Origin of the sequence: Geobacter sp., from assembly GCF_027327745.1 — a bacterium.
GTDB lineage: Bacteria > Desulfobacterota > Desulfuromonadia > Geobacterales > Geobacteraceae > Geobacter.
Map to the genome: position 1 here is coordinate 30,075 of NZ_DAHVYG010000074.1, position 16,668 is coordinate 46,742.

The 16,668-nt window shown below is 59.9% G+C and carries 14 protein-coding genes; 13 read left to right on the forward strand and 1 reads right to left on the reverse strand.

Annotation, left to right across the window (positions count from 1 at the left end; genetic code table 11):
- Window positions 1-10: 10 nt before the first annotated feature.
- The 7 genes from gmhB to rodA all read left to right on the forward strand — a co-directional run bounded on the left by gmhB (window position 11) and on the right by rodA (window position 6,462).
- Entirely contained in the window at window positions 11-622 is a 612-nt protein-coding gene (gene gmhB / locus M6689_RS13695) for a D-glycero-beta-D-manno-heptose 1,7-bisphosphate 7-phosphatase (RefSeq protein WP_298272810.1), read from the forward strand.
- Between the two features lie 80 nt (window positions 623-702).
- Window positions 703-1,596 carry a glucose-1-phosphate thymidylyltransferase RfbA gene (gene rfbA / locus M6689_RS13700; RefSeq protein WP_298272811.1) on the forward strand — a complete coding sequence of 298 codons (894 nt, stop codon included), beginning with the start codon at window positions 703-705 and terminating at the stop codon, window positions 1,594-1,596.
- Window positions 1,596-2,084, forward strand: a complete 489-nt coding sequence (locus tag M6689_RS13705; RefSeq protein ID WP_298272812.1) for a dTDP-4-dehydrorhamnose 3,5-epimerase family protein — start codon at window positions 1,596-1,598, stop codon at window positions 2,082-2,084. The genes rfbA and M6689_RS13705 overlap by 1 nt, the downstream gene beginning before the upstream one ends.
- Before the next feature lie 52 nt (window positions 2,085-2,136).
- Complete coding sequence (gene mreC, locus M6689_RS13710) at window positions 2,137-2,961, forward strand: rod shape-determining protein MreC (RefSeq protein WP_298272815.1); 825 nt, start codon at window positions 2,137-2,139, stop codon at window positions 2,959-2,961.
- A complete protein-coding gene (gene mreD, locus M6689_RS13715; RefSeq protein WP_298272818.1) occupies window positions 2,954-3,439 on the forward strand; it encodes a rod shape-determining protein MreD in 486 nt (161 codons plus the stop codon). Before mreC ends, mreD begins: the two co-directional genes overlap by 8 nt.
- A complete protein-coding gene (gene mrdA / locus M6689_RS13720) occupies window positions 3,436-5,358 on the forward strand; it encodes a penicillin-binding protein 2 (RefSeq protein WP_298272820.1) in 1,923 nt (640 codons plus the stop codon). The genes mreD and mrdA overlap by 4 nt, the downstream gene beginning before the upstream one ends.
- Before the next feature lie 3 nt (window positions 5,359-5,361).
- Complete coding sequence (gene rodA, locus M6689_RS13725) at window positions 5,362-6,462, forward strand: rod shape-determining protein RodA (RefSeq protein WP_298272822.1); 1,101 nt, start codon at window positions 5,362-5,364, stop codon at window positions 6,460-6,462.
- A 117-nt stretch (window positions 6,463-6,579) separates the two neighbouring features.
- Here the strand turns inward: rodA and M6689_RS13730 are convergent, their stop codons facing one another.
- Window positions 6,580-6,732, reverse strand: a complete 153-nt coding sequence (locus tag M6689_RS13730; protein WP_298272825.1) for a hypothetical protein — start codon at window positions 6,730-6,732, stop codon at window positions 6,580-6,582.
- Between the two features lie 386 nt (window positions 6,733-7,118).
- Here M6689_RS13730 and amrS point away from each other — a divergent pair, with 386 nt between their 5' ends.
- The 6 genes from amrS to M6689_RS13760 all read left to right on the forward strand — a co-directional run.
- Window positions 7,119-8,135, forward strand: coding sequence for an AmmeMemoRadiSam system radical SAM enzyme (amrS, locus tag M6689_RS13735; protein ID WP_298272828.1), 1,017 nt, complete (start codon window positions 7,119-7,121; stop codon window positions 8,133-8,135).
- Window positions 8,136-8,939: 804 nt separating this feature from the next.
- Complete coding sequence (locus tag M6689_RS13740; protein ID WP_298272830.1) at window positions 8,940-10,409, forward strand: IPT/TIG domain-containing protein; 1,470 nt, start codon at window positions 8,940-8,942, stop codon at window positions 10,407-10,409.
- Between the two features lie 91 nt (window positions 10,410-10,500).
- The gene (locus M6689_RS13745) at window positions 10,501-12,012 is read left to right on the forward strand and encodes a S8 family peptidase (RefSeq protein WP_298272832.1); all 1,512 of its coding nucleotides are present in this window, start codon (window positions 10,501-10,503) and stop codon (window positions 12,010-12,012) included.
- A gap of 21 nt (window positions 12,013-12,033) precedes the next feature.
- Window positions 12,034-13,026 carry a peptidylprolyl isomerase gene (locus M6689_RS13750; protein ID WP_298272834.1) on the forward strand — a complete coding sequence of 331 codons (993 nt, stop codon included), beginning with the start codon at window positions 12,034-12,036 and terminating at the stop codon, window positions 13,024-13,026.
- Window positions 13,027-13,039: 13 nt separating this feature from the next.
- Entirely contained in the window at window positions 13,040-14,227 is a 1,188-nt protein-coding gene (locus M6689_RS13755; protein WP_298272835.1) for a cytochrome C, read from the forward strand.
- Window positions 14,228-14,287: 60 nt separating this feature from the next.
- Window positions 14,288-16,668 (forward strand): putative Ig domain-containing protein (locus tag M6689_RS13760; RefSeq protein ID WP_298272838.1); only part of this gene is annotated, 2,381 nt, incomplete at its 3' end.

The following is a 16,668-nucleotide window of genomic DNA, read 5'->3' on the forward strand; positions in this document are numbered from 1 at the left end:
GAGGTAAGGCGTGGGGAATAAGGAGCTGCGGCGTGCCGTATTCCTTGACCGCGACGGCACCATCAACGTGGAGAAGTCGTACCTGCACCGGGCCGCGGAGTTCGAGTTCATTCCCGGCGCGCCGGAGGCGATCCGCCTCCTCAGGGAGGCCGGCTTTCTCGTGATCGTGGTGACGAACCAGTCGGGGGTGGCGCGCGGCTACTACGACGAGGAGGCGGTCCACCGGCTGCACCGCTTCGTGGACGGGGAGCTGGCCAAGGCTGGCACCGCCATCGATGCCTACTATCTCTGTCCGCACCACCCCCGGCACGGCGTCGGCCCCTACCGCGTCGAGTGCGCCTGCCGCAAACCCCTTCCCGGCATGATTCTCGCTGCTGCCGCCGCCCACGGGATCGATCTTCGTCGCTCGTGGCTCGTGGGTGACAAGGTGATCGACGTCGAGGCAGGGACGGCTGCCGGCTGCCGATCGGTCATCGTCCGGACCGGCTACGGCAGCGACGAGGCCCCGCTGGTGCCCCGGCAGGTGCCGGTCTGCGATGACCTCATCGCTGCCGCCCGCCTGATCCTTGCTGAAGAAGGGAGCGGCATTGCCGCGCCGGTGCCGGGGGGAGATACCGTTTGACGTTTTTCAGGCAGCCATGTTATAACTGACCGTTCCAAGGACGTTTTTGGTTCAATCTTACCGATTTTCGGAGATTCTTCATGGCCATCAGGAAAGGCATCATCCTCGCCGGAGGGGCGGGGAGCCGCCTCTATCCCCTCACCCTCGTTGCTAGCAAGCAGCTCCAGCCGGTCTACGACAAGCCGATGATCTATTATCCCCTGGCCACCCTGATGATGGCCGGGATCAACGAAATCCTGATCATCTCCACCCCCCACGATACCCCGCGGTTTCAGGCCCTTCTCGGGGACGGCTCCCGCTGGGGGGTGAGGCTCGACTACCGGGTCCAGCCCGAGCCCAACGGAATCGCCCAGGCGTTCATCGTAGGGGAGGAGTTCATCGCCGGCGATCCCGTCTGTCTCATCCTTGGCGACAACATCTTCTACGGGAAGATGGAGCTCGACCTGGCCATGTCCGGTTTCGACGGCGGGGCGATGATCTTCGGCTACTACGTGAACGACCCCCACCGTTACGGAGTGGTGGAGTTCGACGGGGACGGCCGGGCCGTCGGCATCGAGGAGAAGCCCGCCGAGCCGCGGAGCAACTACGCTGTGCCGGGGCTCTATCTCTACGACGGGAAGGTGAGCGCCATCGCCCGGAGCCTGAAGCCGTCGGCCCGGGGGGAGCTGGAGATCACCGACGTGAACCTTGAGTACCTCCAGCGCGGCGAGCTGAGGGTGCAGAAGCTCGGCCGGGGGATCGCCTGGCTCGATACCGGCACCCACCAGAGCCTCCTGGAAGCTTCGCACTTCATCGGGACCCTGGAGGCGCGCCAGGGGCTCAAGATCGCCTGCCTCGAAGAGATTGCGCTCCGGATGGGGTACATCGACTGCAAGGGGATGGCCGCCGCCATCGCCGCTACCCCGAAGTCTTCGTACCGGGACTACCTCGTCCGGGTCTATAACGAAACCGAACTGTGCGGAGGGAGGAACTGATGTCCGGCTGGCCCGAGTTCACGAAGGGGAAGATTCACGACGTCACCGTCCGTCCCCTCGCCAAGTATCTGGACGAGCGGGGATGGCTCGCCGAGCTCTTCCGCAGCGACGAGACCGATCCCCAGACCATGCCGGTCATGGCGTACCTCTCCATGACCCAGCCGGGTGTGGCTCGCGGCCCCCATGAGCACGTCGACCAGACCGACTGGTTCTGCTTCATCGGCCCCTCCAACTTCAAGGTCTTCCTCTGGGATGCGCGGCGGGATTCCCCTACCTTCGGCGTCCGTCAGACGATCTTCGCCGGCGCCGACGCACCCCTTGCCGTGATCGTTCCGCCGGGGGTCGTGCACGCGTACAAGAATATCGGTACGGCGGACGGCATCGTCTTCAACGCGCCGAACAGGCTCTATGCCGGCGAAGGGAAGAAGTCGCCGGTGGACGAGATTCGCCACGAGGAGGTTGAGGGATCCCCCTTCTGCCTCGACTAAGGCGGCATCGGCGCCGCACCCGCCGCGGTGCCGTGCCGCTCCCTTGAGCCCCATGCTGGAACTGATCAAACGATACCGGTTTCCCATCATCACGGGGGTGGCCCTCTTGGTCGCCCTTGCCTTCTATTCCCTCAACCTCCGGGACAAGGAACACGCCAACGCCTTCGAACGGACCGTCATGGATATCTTTGCCCCTCTTCACAACGTCGGCGAGCGGATCGGCAATTCTGTCGGAGGGCTCTGGAGCGACTACATCGATCTGGTCGATGTCAGGAAAGAGAACAAGCAGCTCCGCCAGTCGGTGAAGATCCTCAATGCCCGGCTTCTCGAAGGGCGGGAAGCGGCCCTGGAGAACGGCCGGCTGCGGGCGTTGCTGAACCTCAAGGGGACCATCAAGACCTCGTCGGTGGCGGCCATGGTCATCGGAGAGGATAATTCCCCCTGGTTCAAGACCCTCGTCATAAACCGGGGGACCGTTGACGGCCTGCAGGAGGGAATGCCGGTTGTTGCCGCCAGCGGGGTGGTGGGACAGGTGGTGAAGGTTGCGTCGGGGAGTTCCCGGGTCCTGCTGCTGACCGACCATGCCAGCGGCATCGCCGCCGTCGTCCAGCGCTCCCGCGCCCGGGGGGTCGTGAAGGGGAAGGGGGGCGGGCTCTGCTCCCTGGAGTTTTCGCTGCGCGAGGAGGATGTGAAGGTGGGCGACATCCTCGTCACCTCCGGGATAGGGGGGATATTCCCCAAGGGGCTGGTCATCGGCGAGGTCTCCATGGTCAAGAAGGGGGAGTACGGCATCTTTCAGTCCATCGACGTAAGACCGGCCGTTAACATGGCAAAGCTCGAAGAAGTCCTTGTTCTGATGCAAAACGGTCATGATTAAATTCACTTGGTATACCATTCTCGTCTTTGCGGCGCTCGTGCTGCAGGTTACGCTCCTCCCCGCCTACGTGGCGGACCCCTTCCAGCCGAACCTCCTGATCATCTTCGTTGTGTACATGGGGTTGCGCGAATCGGCCCTGTGGGGGGTGGCGGCATACTCCCTCGGCCTGGTGCACGACAGTTTCAGCGGCCTCTACCTGGGGCTGAACGGTTTCTCCTATCTCCTCATCTTCCTCGTGCTGCGCACCGTCGCCGACCGTCTCTTCACCGACCGCCGCTCCCTCATGATTCTCGGCGTCTTCTCGGCAAGCATCGGCAACGCCCTGCTGAACCTGCTGCTCCTGGCCCTTTTTTCCGCCGCTCAGGGGATCTATGAAACGCTCCTCCAGAGCATCGTCCCCCAGGGGCTCGTAAACGCTCTCGTCGCTTCCATCGTGTTCACCTTCTCCCCCCTGGCGCGGATGGGGGACGCACGGTGAACGGGCATCGTTTCATCCATGACAATTACGGCTCCAAGAGACAGCTTGTCTTTCTCTCGATCTTCGCCGCGGCCCTCTTCTTCCTTCTGCTGACCCGCCTGTGGTATCTGCAGATCGTCAAATCCGACGAGCTCCAGAGCCAGTCCGAAAGCAACCGTCTCCGGCTCGTTCCCGTGGCCGCATCCCGGGGGACGATTTTCGACCGAAACGGCGCGGTACTCGTCACCAATCGCCCTTCCTTCAGCGTGGCGGTCATTCCCCAGGAGGTCAGGGACCGCGACGCCCTTCTCGAACGGCTGTCGCGTTATCTCGAAATCGACCGCGCCGAGCTCCTCGACAAATGGGAGAAAGGGAAGGGGCGCGCCCGTTATTATCCCATCGTCCTCGCATCGGGAATCACCCGCGACCAGCTCGAAGTGCTGGAGGAGAACCGCCTCTGGCTCCCCGGCATCGAGATCGAGATGAAACCGGTGCGTCAGTACGAGGACGGCACCCTTGCCGCCCACCTCCTCGGCTACATCGGCGAGGTCTCGGAAGAAGACCTGAAGAAGGATGCTGCCAGCGGCTACAACTCCGGTGACTACATCGGCAAGAGCGGCATTGAACGGAGCTGGGAGAAACTGCTGCACGGCCGGGACGGGGGACGCCAGATCGAGGTGGATGCCCGTGGCCGCGTCCTGCGAACCATCTCCGAGACGCCGCCCGCCGTCGGCTCCAGCCTCGTCCTCACCATCGATGCGGCGCTCCAGAAGCAGGCCGAGAAGGCGTTTGGCGAGCAGGCCGGGGCCGCCGTCGCCATGGATGTCAACACGGGGGAGATCCTCGCCTTCGTGAGCAATCCGGGCTTCGACCCGGCTCTCTTCGCCGGCAGAATGCCGCCGGACAAGTGGAAGGAGTACCTGGAGGACAAGCGCCATCCGCTGGAGAACAAGGCGCTCAAGGGACAGTATCCACCCGGCTCCACCTTCAAGATCATCACCGCCCTGGCCGGCCTGGAAGAGGGAGTCGTCGACGAGCGGAGTTCCTCGTACTGCAAGGGGGCCTATGTGCTCGGCCACAATACCTTCCGCTGCTGGGAGAAGAAGGGGCACGGGACGGTCGACCTGAAACGGGCCCTCAAGGAATCGTGCGATGTGTACTTCTATCAGTTGGGGGAAAAGCTCGGGATTAACCGTATTGCTGCCTACGCCCGCAAATTCGCCCTCGGGGCGCCGCTGGGGGTCGGGCTCGAAAACGAGAAGGGGGGGCTGATCCCCGACAGTGCCTGGAAGGAGAAGCGGTACGGCAAAAAATGGTTTCAGGGTGACACCCTCCCGGCCGCCATCGGGCAAGGGTACGTGCTGATGACCCCGATTCAGCTCGCGGCCATGATCGGGGCTGTTGCCAACGACGGGACGGTCTATCGGCCCCATCTCGTGAAACGGGTCATCGACCAGGAGGGGAGGGTAGTCCGGGAGTTCAAGCCGGAGGTCGTGACCCGCACGAGTATCAGCCCGCGCAGTTTCCGCCTCGTGAAGGAAGGACTGCTCGCCGTGGTGAACGAAGGGGGGGGGACCGGCGGCCAGGCCCGGCTCTATGACGTGCGCGTGGCGGGAAAGACCGGCACGTCGCAGGTGGTGAAACAGCGGGACAAGAGAGGAGCAATCCCTTACCAGTACCGCGATCACGCCCTCTTCGTCGCCTTCGCTCCCTACGACAGGCCGGAAATTGCCGTGGCGGTGGTGGTTGAGCACGGCGAGCACGGCGGTGCTGCCGCCGCCCCCATCGCGGGGAGTATTCTGCGGGCCTACTTCGAGAGAAAGAGTCCCGTCGGAAAGCCGGCCAACGCGGACAGTGCCCCGCCCGGCGGTGAAGAAAAAGGCGGAACTGGCGAAAGCGGCCAGGAAATGACGAAACCTGCGCCGCAAGGGGAAGAATGAGCAATGATCGACAGGAGACTGATAACCAACTTTGACTGGACCCTTTTTGGGATCGTGCTCGTCATCTGCGTCGTCGGGGTCGTCAACATCTACAGCGCCTCGGCATCATACACCATTGTCGGCACCCCCTTCTTCGTGAAGCAGTTGTACTGGATCGTAGCTGGCCTGTTGCTGGTGGTGGTGGTCTGCAGTATCGATTATCACCTGCTGGAGGATGTCTCGTACTGGTTCTACGGAATGCTCTGCTTCCTGCTGCTGGTCGTCCTGGTGGTGGGAAAAACCTCCATGGGGGCCACGCGGTGGCTTCATCTCGGGTTTTTCAGCATACAGCCTTCGGAGCCGATGAAAATCGTCGCCATCATGATCCTTGCCCGCTTCTTCTCGAACTATTCGACCGTCGGAGGACTGACGTTGAAGGACCTTGCGTATCCGGCCCTTTTCATAGGGGTGCCCGCGGCGCTGATCATGAAGCAGCCGGACCTCGGCACGGCGATCCTCGTCATTCTCATCGCCTGCTCGATGTTCGCCTATGTGGGGGTCAGGCTCTCGGCGTTTGTCACCTGCCTGTTTGCGGCCATACCTGCCGTCTACCTGGCGTGGCACTACTACCTGCGGGATTATCAGAAGAACCGGATCCTCAACTTTCTCGATCCCGAGCGCGACCCGCTGAGCAGCGGGTACCACATCATCCAGAGCAAGATAGCAATCGGTTCAGGAGGGGTACTGGGGAAGGGATTCATGCAGGGGACCCAGGCGCAGCTCCGTTTTCTCCCCGAACAGCATACCGATTTTGCCTTTTCGGTATTCGGCGAAGAATGGGGATTCGTCGGGTGCCTTGTGCTGCTGCTGCTCTACCTGTTCCTAATCTTCTGGGGGCTCCACATCGCAAGCCGCTGCAACGATCGCTTCGGGAGCTTGATGGCGGTCGGGGTCACCGCCATGCTCTTCTGGCACATCGTCATCAACATCGGAATGGTGATAGGGATATTCCCGGTGGTAGGCGTTCCGCTTCCGCTCTTTTCGTACGGCGGAACCTCCATGATAACGTCGATGGTGGGGGTGGCAATCCTGCTCAACATCAGCATGCGCAGGTTCATGTTCTAACTGGTTTTAACAGGCCTCGTCCCGCTCTTCCGCATCCTCCATGCCCGGTCCGGCGGTACTCCCGTCCGCTGCTCCCCGTGCGGCCCGCATCCGGGAGTCCTCCCATTTTCATCAGCCTCAGGCAACCTTGTTGTTCAGCAGGATTTTCTCCTCGAACGATTCAATCCACATCGTGCCGCAACGCGTGCATTCGAGCAGATTGTCGGCATAGCCGTCAGCGTGCATGTCGATTTCGATTCCCGTGCTGGTGCTGCAGATAGGACACTTCATAGCGTATCCTCCTTTCTTTGTGCTGTAATTCAACTATAGAGAAAGGCGCCTGGGCGTTGCAAGGGGTTTTATTGTAAAAAGTCATATAAAACAGTAGATTATGCGCTAAGAGGTGGCGGATGCCAGATCGATATTTTAGAACTCGGGGGTGAGGGAAGAATATTTCCGCCGCCTGCCGAGGTCCGAACGCCGGAAAACAGGCATGCTCTGACGATTAGAACGAAATTATGCCGACACGGGATTCAAGTTGCTGATCTGGCCCTGTTTTTCAGTTGGCGCAGCAATATTTTTTCCATTGAATAATCCCCAACCATGGTTTTGCACCTTGAGCTCTTGTCATAACTCCCTGCCTTGATATACTTAACAAGTTCTTATGGGAGCGGGTTATGAGAGAGGCGAGCTTCTACTCCAAAGACGAAGGGGGTACGGTCAACTGTGCCCTGTGCCGTTTCCGCTGCACGATTCCGGATGGCGGACGCGGTATCTGCGGGGTGAGGGAAAATCGGGGAGGCGTACTCTATTCCCTGGTCTACGGAAAGGCGGTGGCGGAACATGTCGATCCAATTGAAAAGAAGCCCTTTTTCCACTTCATGCCTGGAAGCCGCACCTACTCCATCGCCACCGTCGGGTGCAACTTTCGCTGTCTTCACTGCCAGAACTATTCAATTTCCCAGGCGCCGCGAGGCGAGATTTTCCTCGCCGGTCACGACCTCCCCCCCGAACTGATCGTCAGCAGGGCGTTGGCATCCGGATGCCGGTCGATCTCATACACCTACACCGAACCTACCATTTTCTTCGAATACGCCTACGATACCGCCGTGTTGGCCCATCGCAACGGCCTGAAGAACGTCTTTGTGACCAATGGCTACATAACTCCCGAGGCCCTTGCCCGGATCGCCCCCTACCTCGATGCGGCCAACATCGACCTTAAAGGGTTTTCCGAGCGCTTTTACCGTGAAGTCGTGCACGCGATGCTCGACGAGGTGCTTGCTTCTATTCTTGAATATAAGAAGCTCGGCATCTGGATCGAACTCACCACCCTGATCATTCCCAACCTCAACGACTCCGATGAGGAACTGCAGGCAATGGCCGGATTCATTGCCGATAAGGTCGGCATCGAGACTCCCTGGCATGTTACCCAGTTTTATCCAACGTATCGATTGCTCGATCAGCCGAGAACCCCGCCCGAAACTTTAGAAAGGGCCCGCCGGTTCGGTCTGGAGGCGGGTTTGCGCTATGTCTACGAAGGGAATGTCCCCGGCCTGCAGGGCGAAAGCACCTTCTGCTCCGCCTGTGGCGAACTGCTTGTTTCGCGCACCGGATTTCGCGTTGAAGCCATCGTTGTCAAGAATGGCCGTTGTCCCCGATGCTCGGCAGTGCTCAATGGTGTCGGCATACCCTGACGTCTCCATTTCACGCACCCGGCTATTCAGCTTCGGGTTTGCGCTTATTGGGCTCGATAGTTGCAAGTTAATGCGTGTTAATAAAATACAGTCAACAGGAAAACCTGTAAAGACATACGTTTTTATTGGACCTTACTTATTTTGGCTGGTGACACATTCGCTATTTTCGTCGCGCAGAAGGTGGTGATTTGGCGGTTGTTGTCGCCAAAAGACAGAATTATGACAGGGCTCGATTTGATTTGCCCGTGGCCGCTTGGGAAAGGAGAATACAAAATTCAACGAAATCGGAGTGTTGGAGAGGATAATTTGGTCGTGTGTCAAGGAATCGACATTGCGGTGTAAATTTTGTATTGATAATTTGGATGCCGGGTTTAAAATGCGGCTGTTTTCGTGAAATGTGATGCCGATCATTGATCAGGGCCTCCTGAGATGATTCCTAACCGTTTTTCTCTCCATTGATTTTAATCTTATATCGTATTAATGCTTGTTTTTTCGTTTGTTTGAGTCTCATGTCTGGACCTGTTGATTTCCAGTTTGCCCGGCCTGTCGACATGCATGAAGAGGTCTCTGCAGGCAGCACACTCACAGGTGCATTTCCGGAGCGATGCGGCCTCGGTTTGGGAGGGGGTGGCATTCCATGTCGCGCGGCTGCCTTCCGCAAAAGGATGCAATGACGTACTTGATATCTATGACGCGGCTGAACGTCAATCCAAGGCAAGGGAGGTGATAGTCGGCATCGATGCCCGAAAGGGAAGAAGTAAGTTTGTACTGGTTTGCAGCACATTAACGAAAGGAGCAGAAAGGATGAAGAAAAAGATTCTGTTGAGCGCTTCGCTTGCGGCCACGCTCGTTCTCGGCGCTGCCGCTGTCAACTGGGCGGTGGTGCCACCGCCGCCAGTGAACCAGAATGGGGGTATCTATGATACCACCTTCTCGGCCCTGACCCGCTCGGACTGCTTGCAGGCAGCCCCGTGTCACATCAGTGATGCCGTTGTCGTTCCGCGGCACCACAACCTGACGCTTCCCCCGCGGCAGCTGAGCTGCTACGGCGATCCCACCGCCACCCCGGTTACCGGGTGCCACCAGCTGGTTCCCGACGGTTCCGGCGGGTTCACCTTCGCCGACTTCAGGGATTGTCTCCGCTGCCACTCCAGGACCCCGCACCACATCACGACGGCCGCCCAGCAACAGGACTGCAAGTTCTGTCACGGCAGCTTCATCGACAACCCGCTTGACGGCCATTTCATCCCGACCTACGCCAAGTCCTCCGTGACCCCCGAGACCAAGTGGCGCGGCAATGACCCTGCCGTACCGCGTAACTACGGCGGGTGTATGGCGTGTCACCAGGCTGCTGCTGCGTCCCCCACCGTCGGGCCGAAGGACATCAAGAGCAACGCCGACAACCACCACGGGACCGGCCTTGGGGCTCCGACCTCGGTTACCGGTCAGCCGATCATGGTCGGCGATTGCACCTGGTGCCACGGCGGTGCTCCCGGCGATGCCAACTTCCTCGACATCCGAACCTGCGAGCGCTGCCATGGCGTCAAGTCGCTCCACAACATCCAGAATCCCTCCGGAGCCGGCCCCTCCGGCAGCCCGACCGGCCCGAACGTTGTTCCGGGCGCCATGCCGCTCGGCTATGGCCACGTCGGTGCCGACTTCGACTGCTGGGGCTGCCACGGTACGTTCCAGAAGTACGCGACCGATGCGTCCCCGGCCGGCGCCATCGTACCGTTCGTCTCTGACGTGAGCACCAGGGCTCTCATCGCCAACCAGGAAAACGCCATCACCATCACCGGTGGCAGCTTCACCAACCAGAGCAACGGGACTGACTTCACCTCGGCCGTCAAACTGACGAACGGCTCCACCACCGTCACCGTCCAGCCGACCTCGATCACCGTGAGCGAGATCCAGGCCACCATCCCGGCTCTTCCGGTCGGTACCTACGATCTGCTCGTCGTCAAGGGAGACAAGCAGAGCAACCTGACGAGAGTCGCCGTTCTTCCGCCGCTCGCCATCAAGTCTGCTTCGATCAGTGGCAGCACTGTCACCATCACCGGCAATGGCTTCGGCCAGCAACCGCCGGTCGACGTGAACACCGGCCTCGGCGTCTTTGCCGCCGATGGCAGCCAGTGCGCGATCACGTACTGGAGTAACACGAAGATCGTTGTCACCAACACTGCCCTCAAGGCTGGCAGCACGGTCACCGTGAAGACCCTTTACGGACCGGTCAGCAGGCTCATTACCGGAGCCGCGAAGAAGACCAAGCGGTAGTATCTGATGTCCCGGGGATAGGGAGGGTTCCTCCCTATCCCCCTCTTTTCGCATGATTGATGGAAGCTTCCACTTTTCATGAGGTACGCACATGAATGCCTTACGCACCCTGCTCGTCGCTGTGACGGGCGCGCTGCTTCTCATGCCGCTTGACACGTTTGCCGCCACGAAGAAAGTGATCGTCGGCTTCCGCCATGCCCCCGCCGATCATGAAGAAAACCTGGTTTACGGTGCCAGGGGACGCATCAAGCGTATCCACCGGCACATTCCCGCCATTGCCGCGGAACTTCCCGAGGAGGAGATTGCCCGCCTCAAGAAGGACCCCTCGGTTGCCTATGTCGTCGACAATATAAAGTTTACCTTGATCCGCCCGGTCGAGCCCCTCAGCGTTCCGTCCCCCGAATATGTCGATTCGTGGGGAGTTCAGCGGATCGGTTCGGAAACCGCCGCTTCGCGGGGGTTCAAAGGGGCGGGGGTCAAGGTCGCCATTGTCGACTCCGGAATTGACTACAACCATCCCGACCTCAAGGACAACTATCGGGGTGGATACAACTTTGTTGCAGATAACGCCGATCCCTATGACGACGATTCCCAGAGCCACGGGACCCACGTGGCCGGGGTCATCGCGGCGCGGGACAACGGCACCGGTGTCGTTGGCGTGGCACCGGAAGCATCGCTTTACGCGGTGAAGGTCTTCGGCGCCAACAACACCGGCGGAGACATGGATACGGTGGTCGCGGGGATCGAGTGGGCCATCGACAATAAGATGGACGTGATCAACCTCAGTATCGGTTACTCCGGCGACATCTATTCCGTTTATCCCGATTATTTCAAGCCCCTCAAGGATGCATGCGACAGGGCCTATCAGGCCGGCATCGTCCTGGTGGCCGCAGCGGGAAACGACGACAGGGAAATCGTCTCGGTTCCGGCTGCGTTTGATTCCGTCATCGCCGTCGCCGCAACCGACCAGAATGACCAGCGCGCCATATTCACCTCCCCGTACGCTTCCAGCTATGGCACGAAAGTGGAGCTGGCCGCCCCGGGGACCTTCATCAAGTCTACGGTCAGCGGCGGGGGATACGCGCTCCTGAGCGGGACTTCCCAGGCGGCTCCTCACGTGGCGGGGGCGGCGGCCGTGCTTCTGTCCTCCGGCATTGCGGACGCCAACGGCACCGGCGGCCGCGCCGACGAGGTACGGGCAAGGCTTGACGGCACGGCAAAGGACGTGGGAGACCCCGGACGCGACAAGTACTTTGGCTGGGGACTGGTCGATCTTTCGGCCGCTACGGTTCCCCAGGAAACTCACAAGCTGCACCTCGAGCGAAAGGGGAGGTCGCCGAAGCGCGATGCGCAATCGCTTTCCCTTGGTCAAGGGAGCTATTCGCTCAGCTTGAAGAACAACGGACTGGAGGGAGTTGTCGCCTTCGCCAACAAAGGGAAGAGGTTCAGATATTTGCGCCCCTACTCGTTTCCTTTTACATCCCCCTCGCAGGAAGTGACCTTTGCCGTGACCCTCGACAGTCCTCAAACGACGCTTGCGTTCACTCCCCGCGGCGATACCGGAACATCGGCCGATATCACCATTACGAAACTCAACCCGTAACCCGGACGTGAAGGGCGAGTGATGCACACGGCACGCACGATAGTTCTCGGTTTCCTGATGGTGTGGTTGGCGCTTTTTTCCCACCTTTCTCCCTCTACTGCCCGGGCCGGCGAGGTGAAGGAGACGAAGAAGGTCGTTGCCATCGTCAATGGGACGCCGATTTACCAAGAGGCGCTGGATGCCCACCTGATCGCCCTGGCTAACAAGGGGAAGGCGACGGGTATGGGGCGGGACCCCGGAAAATTCGATGACTACCAGCGGAGAAAGGCCCTCGACGCCCTCATCGATGCAGAGCTTCTCCGGCAGGCAAGCAGCCGGTATCCTGTCGCCGATCTCGAAGCCAAGGTGGACAAAAGGCTGCAGGAGATCAAGGGAAGGTTCCCCAACGAAGAAGCGTTCCTCAAAAGCCTCCAGATGAGGGGGAAGTCCCTCGATGCCTTCATGGCGGAGTTGCGCGAAGGTGTGCGCTACGAGGAATACCTGAGGGGGAACAAGGTCACCGGCATTGCGGTACCGGCTGAAGAGGTCGAGAGGTTTTACCGCGACAACCCGAAAAGTTTTTACGTGCCGGAGCAGATCAAGGTCCGGCACATCCTGATCGAACCGGCCGGCAGCGGTGCGGATGCCGTCGCAAAGGCCGAGAAAAAAGCCCGCGAAATCCGCAGTCGGCTTGTGGCCGGGGAGGATTTTGCCGCGGTCGCCAAGGAGGCATCAGCGTGCGCCTCCGCTTCTGCCGGGGGAGAGCTGGGCTATATTGCCCGCGGTTACATGCCCCCCGAGTTTGACAGTGTTGCCTTTTCTCTCAAGATCGGCGAGGTGAGCGAGCCGGTCAGGAGCAACTACGGTTTTCACATCATCGAGGTGCTGGACAGAAAGCCGGGGGCGCCGCGCCCCCTCACCGAGGTGCGAGAGTTTATCGCCCGGTACCTTCAGCGTTTCGCCGATGAAAGGCGTTTGGACGCTCATACTATGGAACTGCGGAAGAAGGCATCCATCCAGATCTTGCTAGATTAAGCAAGGAGGCGGTATGAAGGCAAATCTGCTACAGAGGGCAAGTGCGTCGGTCGGTCTAGGTCTTATGATCGTAGCGTTGTTTGGTCTGTTTGGGAGCGGGGGGGCCCAGGCACTCACCTTCAATGACTGCAGCAAGTGCCACCCTTCGACGAACAACGTGGAGCGGCACCATAACCTCACCCTTCCTCCCCGGCAGTTGAGCTGTTACGGCGACCCGAGCGCCCAGCCCGTTACCGGCTGTCACCAGCAGGTGCTCGATCCGGTCACCAACACGTACGTCTTCGCCCCCTTCAGGGATTGTCTGAACTGCCACAAGACCACCGTCCACTACGACAGGCACGGTTCCTACCTCGCCAACTGGATGATGCTTACCGGTGTCGAGCCCGGCACCGCGCCCCTCTGGACCCAGATCACGACGTTTTCGCTGGTGACTCCTGCGGCCAAGCAGTATCAGGCATGCTACCGGTGCCACTCCTACAACGCCTTTGGAGCCGCGCCGACCGGAGTCAGCACTATCATCAGCATGTCGGGGGTCCCTCTTACGGACCAGCCGATGGAATTCAATCCGAATAACCTCTCGGCCCACCCGGTTCAGGTCCCCCTCAATAACCAGACCGGTTCCTACGCTCCGAAGAAGCTGACGATCCAGCAGATGACCGCACAGTGGAGCAACGTGGGTAGCCAGACCATGGCCTGCGGCGCTTGTCATGCGGCTCCGACGACGGCGGGGGCGACGCCGACCAAATATCTCCTCAATGGCCCCCGCGTCTACTGGCCCTACGACCGCAACGGCAAGCTCTGGTCCCTCGGCGACCTGAGGAGCAGCACAAGTAACTGGTCCGCCGACCTCTTCTGCGTGAACTGCCACCCCATCTATTCGGGGGGATCGTGGAAAAACAACGTTCACCGCGAGGGTGACCATCAGGAATCCTTTACGGTTGACGGCAAAAGGTATTCGGGTGTTCCCTGTGTCTCCTGCCATTCGGTCGTTCCCCATGGCAACAAGAGGTCTCGGCTCATCGTCTACGGTTACGGCGCCACGACCCCGGACCCCTATCCCTACATCATCAACACCAATACTGCGCTGCTCAAGGGATTCAGGAAGGCAAGCACCCCCTTCAGCTACGATGAGGGGAACTGCTGGTCCTCCGCCGGCCAGTGCGATGATCACAGCTCACGCAGAATGACTTACGACTGGTAAATATTTCGCACAGAATTGAAACATAACGCAGTGGAATTGAAAGGAAGAAGGTACGAGATCATGGACTTTGCACAGAGATTTAAAGTGTTGTTGTGGGCACTCTGCCTCTTTGTGGTGGCAGCATTCGTCCCGCAGGCAAATGCTGCCAACTGGACTCTCACCAGTGGTAATTCGACGGTGGCCTTCAACGATTCCGGTAGCGCCGGAAAGAGTCCTGGCGTTTATTCTTGGATATTTGACAGTGTCGAACATGTCAGCCAGCAGGCCTTCTACTACCGGATCGGGACGACGTCGCCCGAGCTGCCTGTGAGCGGCGATGCTCTCGACTCCACGGCTCCCTTCACGGTGGCCGCTACCGGCCAGACAGCCTCTTCCGTCACCCTGACCTTTACCGAAAAGGCCGGCAGATTCACGATGGCCGTGACCTACGAGCTCATCGGTGGGACGACGGGGCGGTCGACACTCAACAAAAAGGTTGTCATCACCAACCTCACGGCAGCCCCCCTCGACCTCCATCTCTTCAGTTACTCCGATTATGATCTCAAGACCGGTCCCGACCTTTTTGAGAACACAGCGATTGTCAACGGCAAGGCTTACCAGTCCAATTTCGCCACGGCGAGCGACACCGTCGGTTCCGGCACGACCCTCGTGGAGCGTGCCACCGTACCGCCCAGCCGCTACGGCATCGACAACAGCCAGTTCCTGGGAAACTTGGCCAACGGAGCCACCCCGTACGACCTCGACAATTTTGCCGGACCCTACACCATCCCGGGCGGCATCTTCGACAATGGCGACAAGCAGTTCGCTCTCCAATGGGACCTGACGGTTGATCCCGCTACTCCGACCTCGTTCACAATCACGGACGCGTTCTATCCGACCAAGGCGCTTTACCTTTCCAAGAGTACTCCCGGGACCTGCGTCAACTACGGTCAGACCTTCACCAACACCTATACGTTCGACAATACCCGTAACACGTCTTCTCCGGTGAATAACATTCAGATATCCGAGCAGCTGGCCCGTGACATATCGCTCGCCTCTGCGACGAACGGCGGGACTTACGATGCCACGACCGGTACCGTAAACTGGAACGTTCCGCAGCTGGCTGCCGGGGCGGTGCAGCAGACGGTGCAGGGGACTTTCACCGTCAACTCCGCCGTGGATTTCACGATGGCGTCACAGCTTGCCAGTGACGAGGCGTTCCCGTCGAGCTACAGTGCAAAACTGACACTCTGCAACCACCCCCCTGCCATTACCTCGTCTCCGGTCAAGAGCGGCACCGAGGGGCAGCCTTACAGCTACCAGGTGACCGCCTCAGATTCCGATGCCGGCACGACGCTGACCTACTCCCTCGATGCGGCTCCCACCAGCATGCAGATCGATCCGACAACCGGCCTCATTACCTGGACCCCCACATCGGCTCAGACCGGCAACAACACCGTCACCGTCCGGGTGAGCGACGGTTCGCTCAGTGCAACCCAGACCTATACGCTGTTCATCGCATACATCAATGCGCCGCCGGCGTTCACTTCCACGCCGGCCACAACTGCCACGGTCGGTCAGGTGTATACCTATATGGCCGTTGCGGCTGATCCGAACAAGGGGGACAAGGTTACCTACGGCCTTCCGACCGCCCCTGCGGGGATGACCATCGATCCGAATCTCGGGGTTATCACCTGGACTCCGGACGCCACCCAGGTCGGAGTTAACCATGTAGTTGTGCAGGCTACCGATTCGGGCTACCTCTACGTTACCCAAGCTTTTGACATCACCGTATCAAGCGGTGTTACCAACAGCCCTCCAACCATAACCAGTGCTCCGGTTGCCAGTGCAACTGATAATGTGGCGTATTCGTACACCGTTGTTGCCACGGATCCGAACAATGATTCCCTGACGTATAGCCTGGCGGGCGCTCCGGCCGGCATGACAATCAGCGGCAACGTCATTAGCTGGCCTTCTCCGGTGGCGGGAAGCTACTCGCTTACGGTTACCGTTAATGACGGTAAGGGAGGAACCGTTTCGCAGAACTGGCTGCTGACCGTCACCCATGTCAACCGTCCACCGGTGATAAATACTACGGCTCTTCCCGCGGGGACCGATGCGGCCTCCTACAGTTCCCAGGTTGACGCGACCGATCCCGACAAAGATGCGCTGAGCTACAGCCTTCTCTATCAGCCTGTCGGCCTCACGATTAGTTCAACAGGCCTGTTGAGCTGGGCAAGCCCCGTTGCCGGTACCTATACTTTCAATGTTACGGTCACCGATTCCAATCAGGCAAGTACCACCAAGTCGTTTACGTTCACCATCACCAAAGTAACCAAAACCACCCCGACCATCACCTGGGCGACCCCTGCGGCGATCACCTACGGCACGACGCTCTCCAGCACGCAACTGAACGCCAGCGTAAGCGGCGGCATAGCGGGGAGCTTCACCTACAGCCCGGC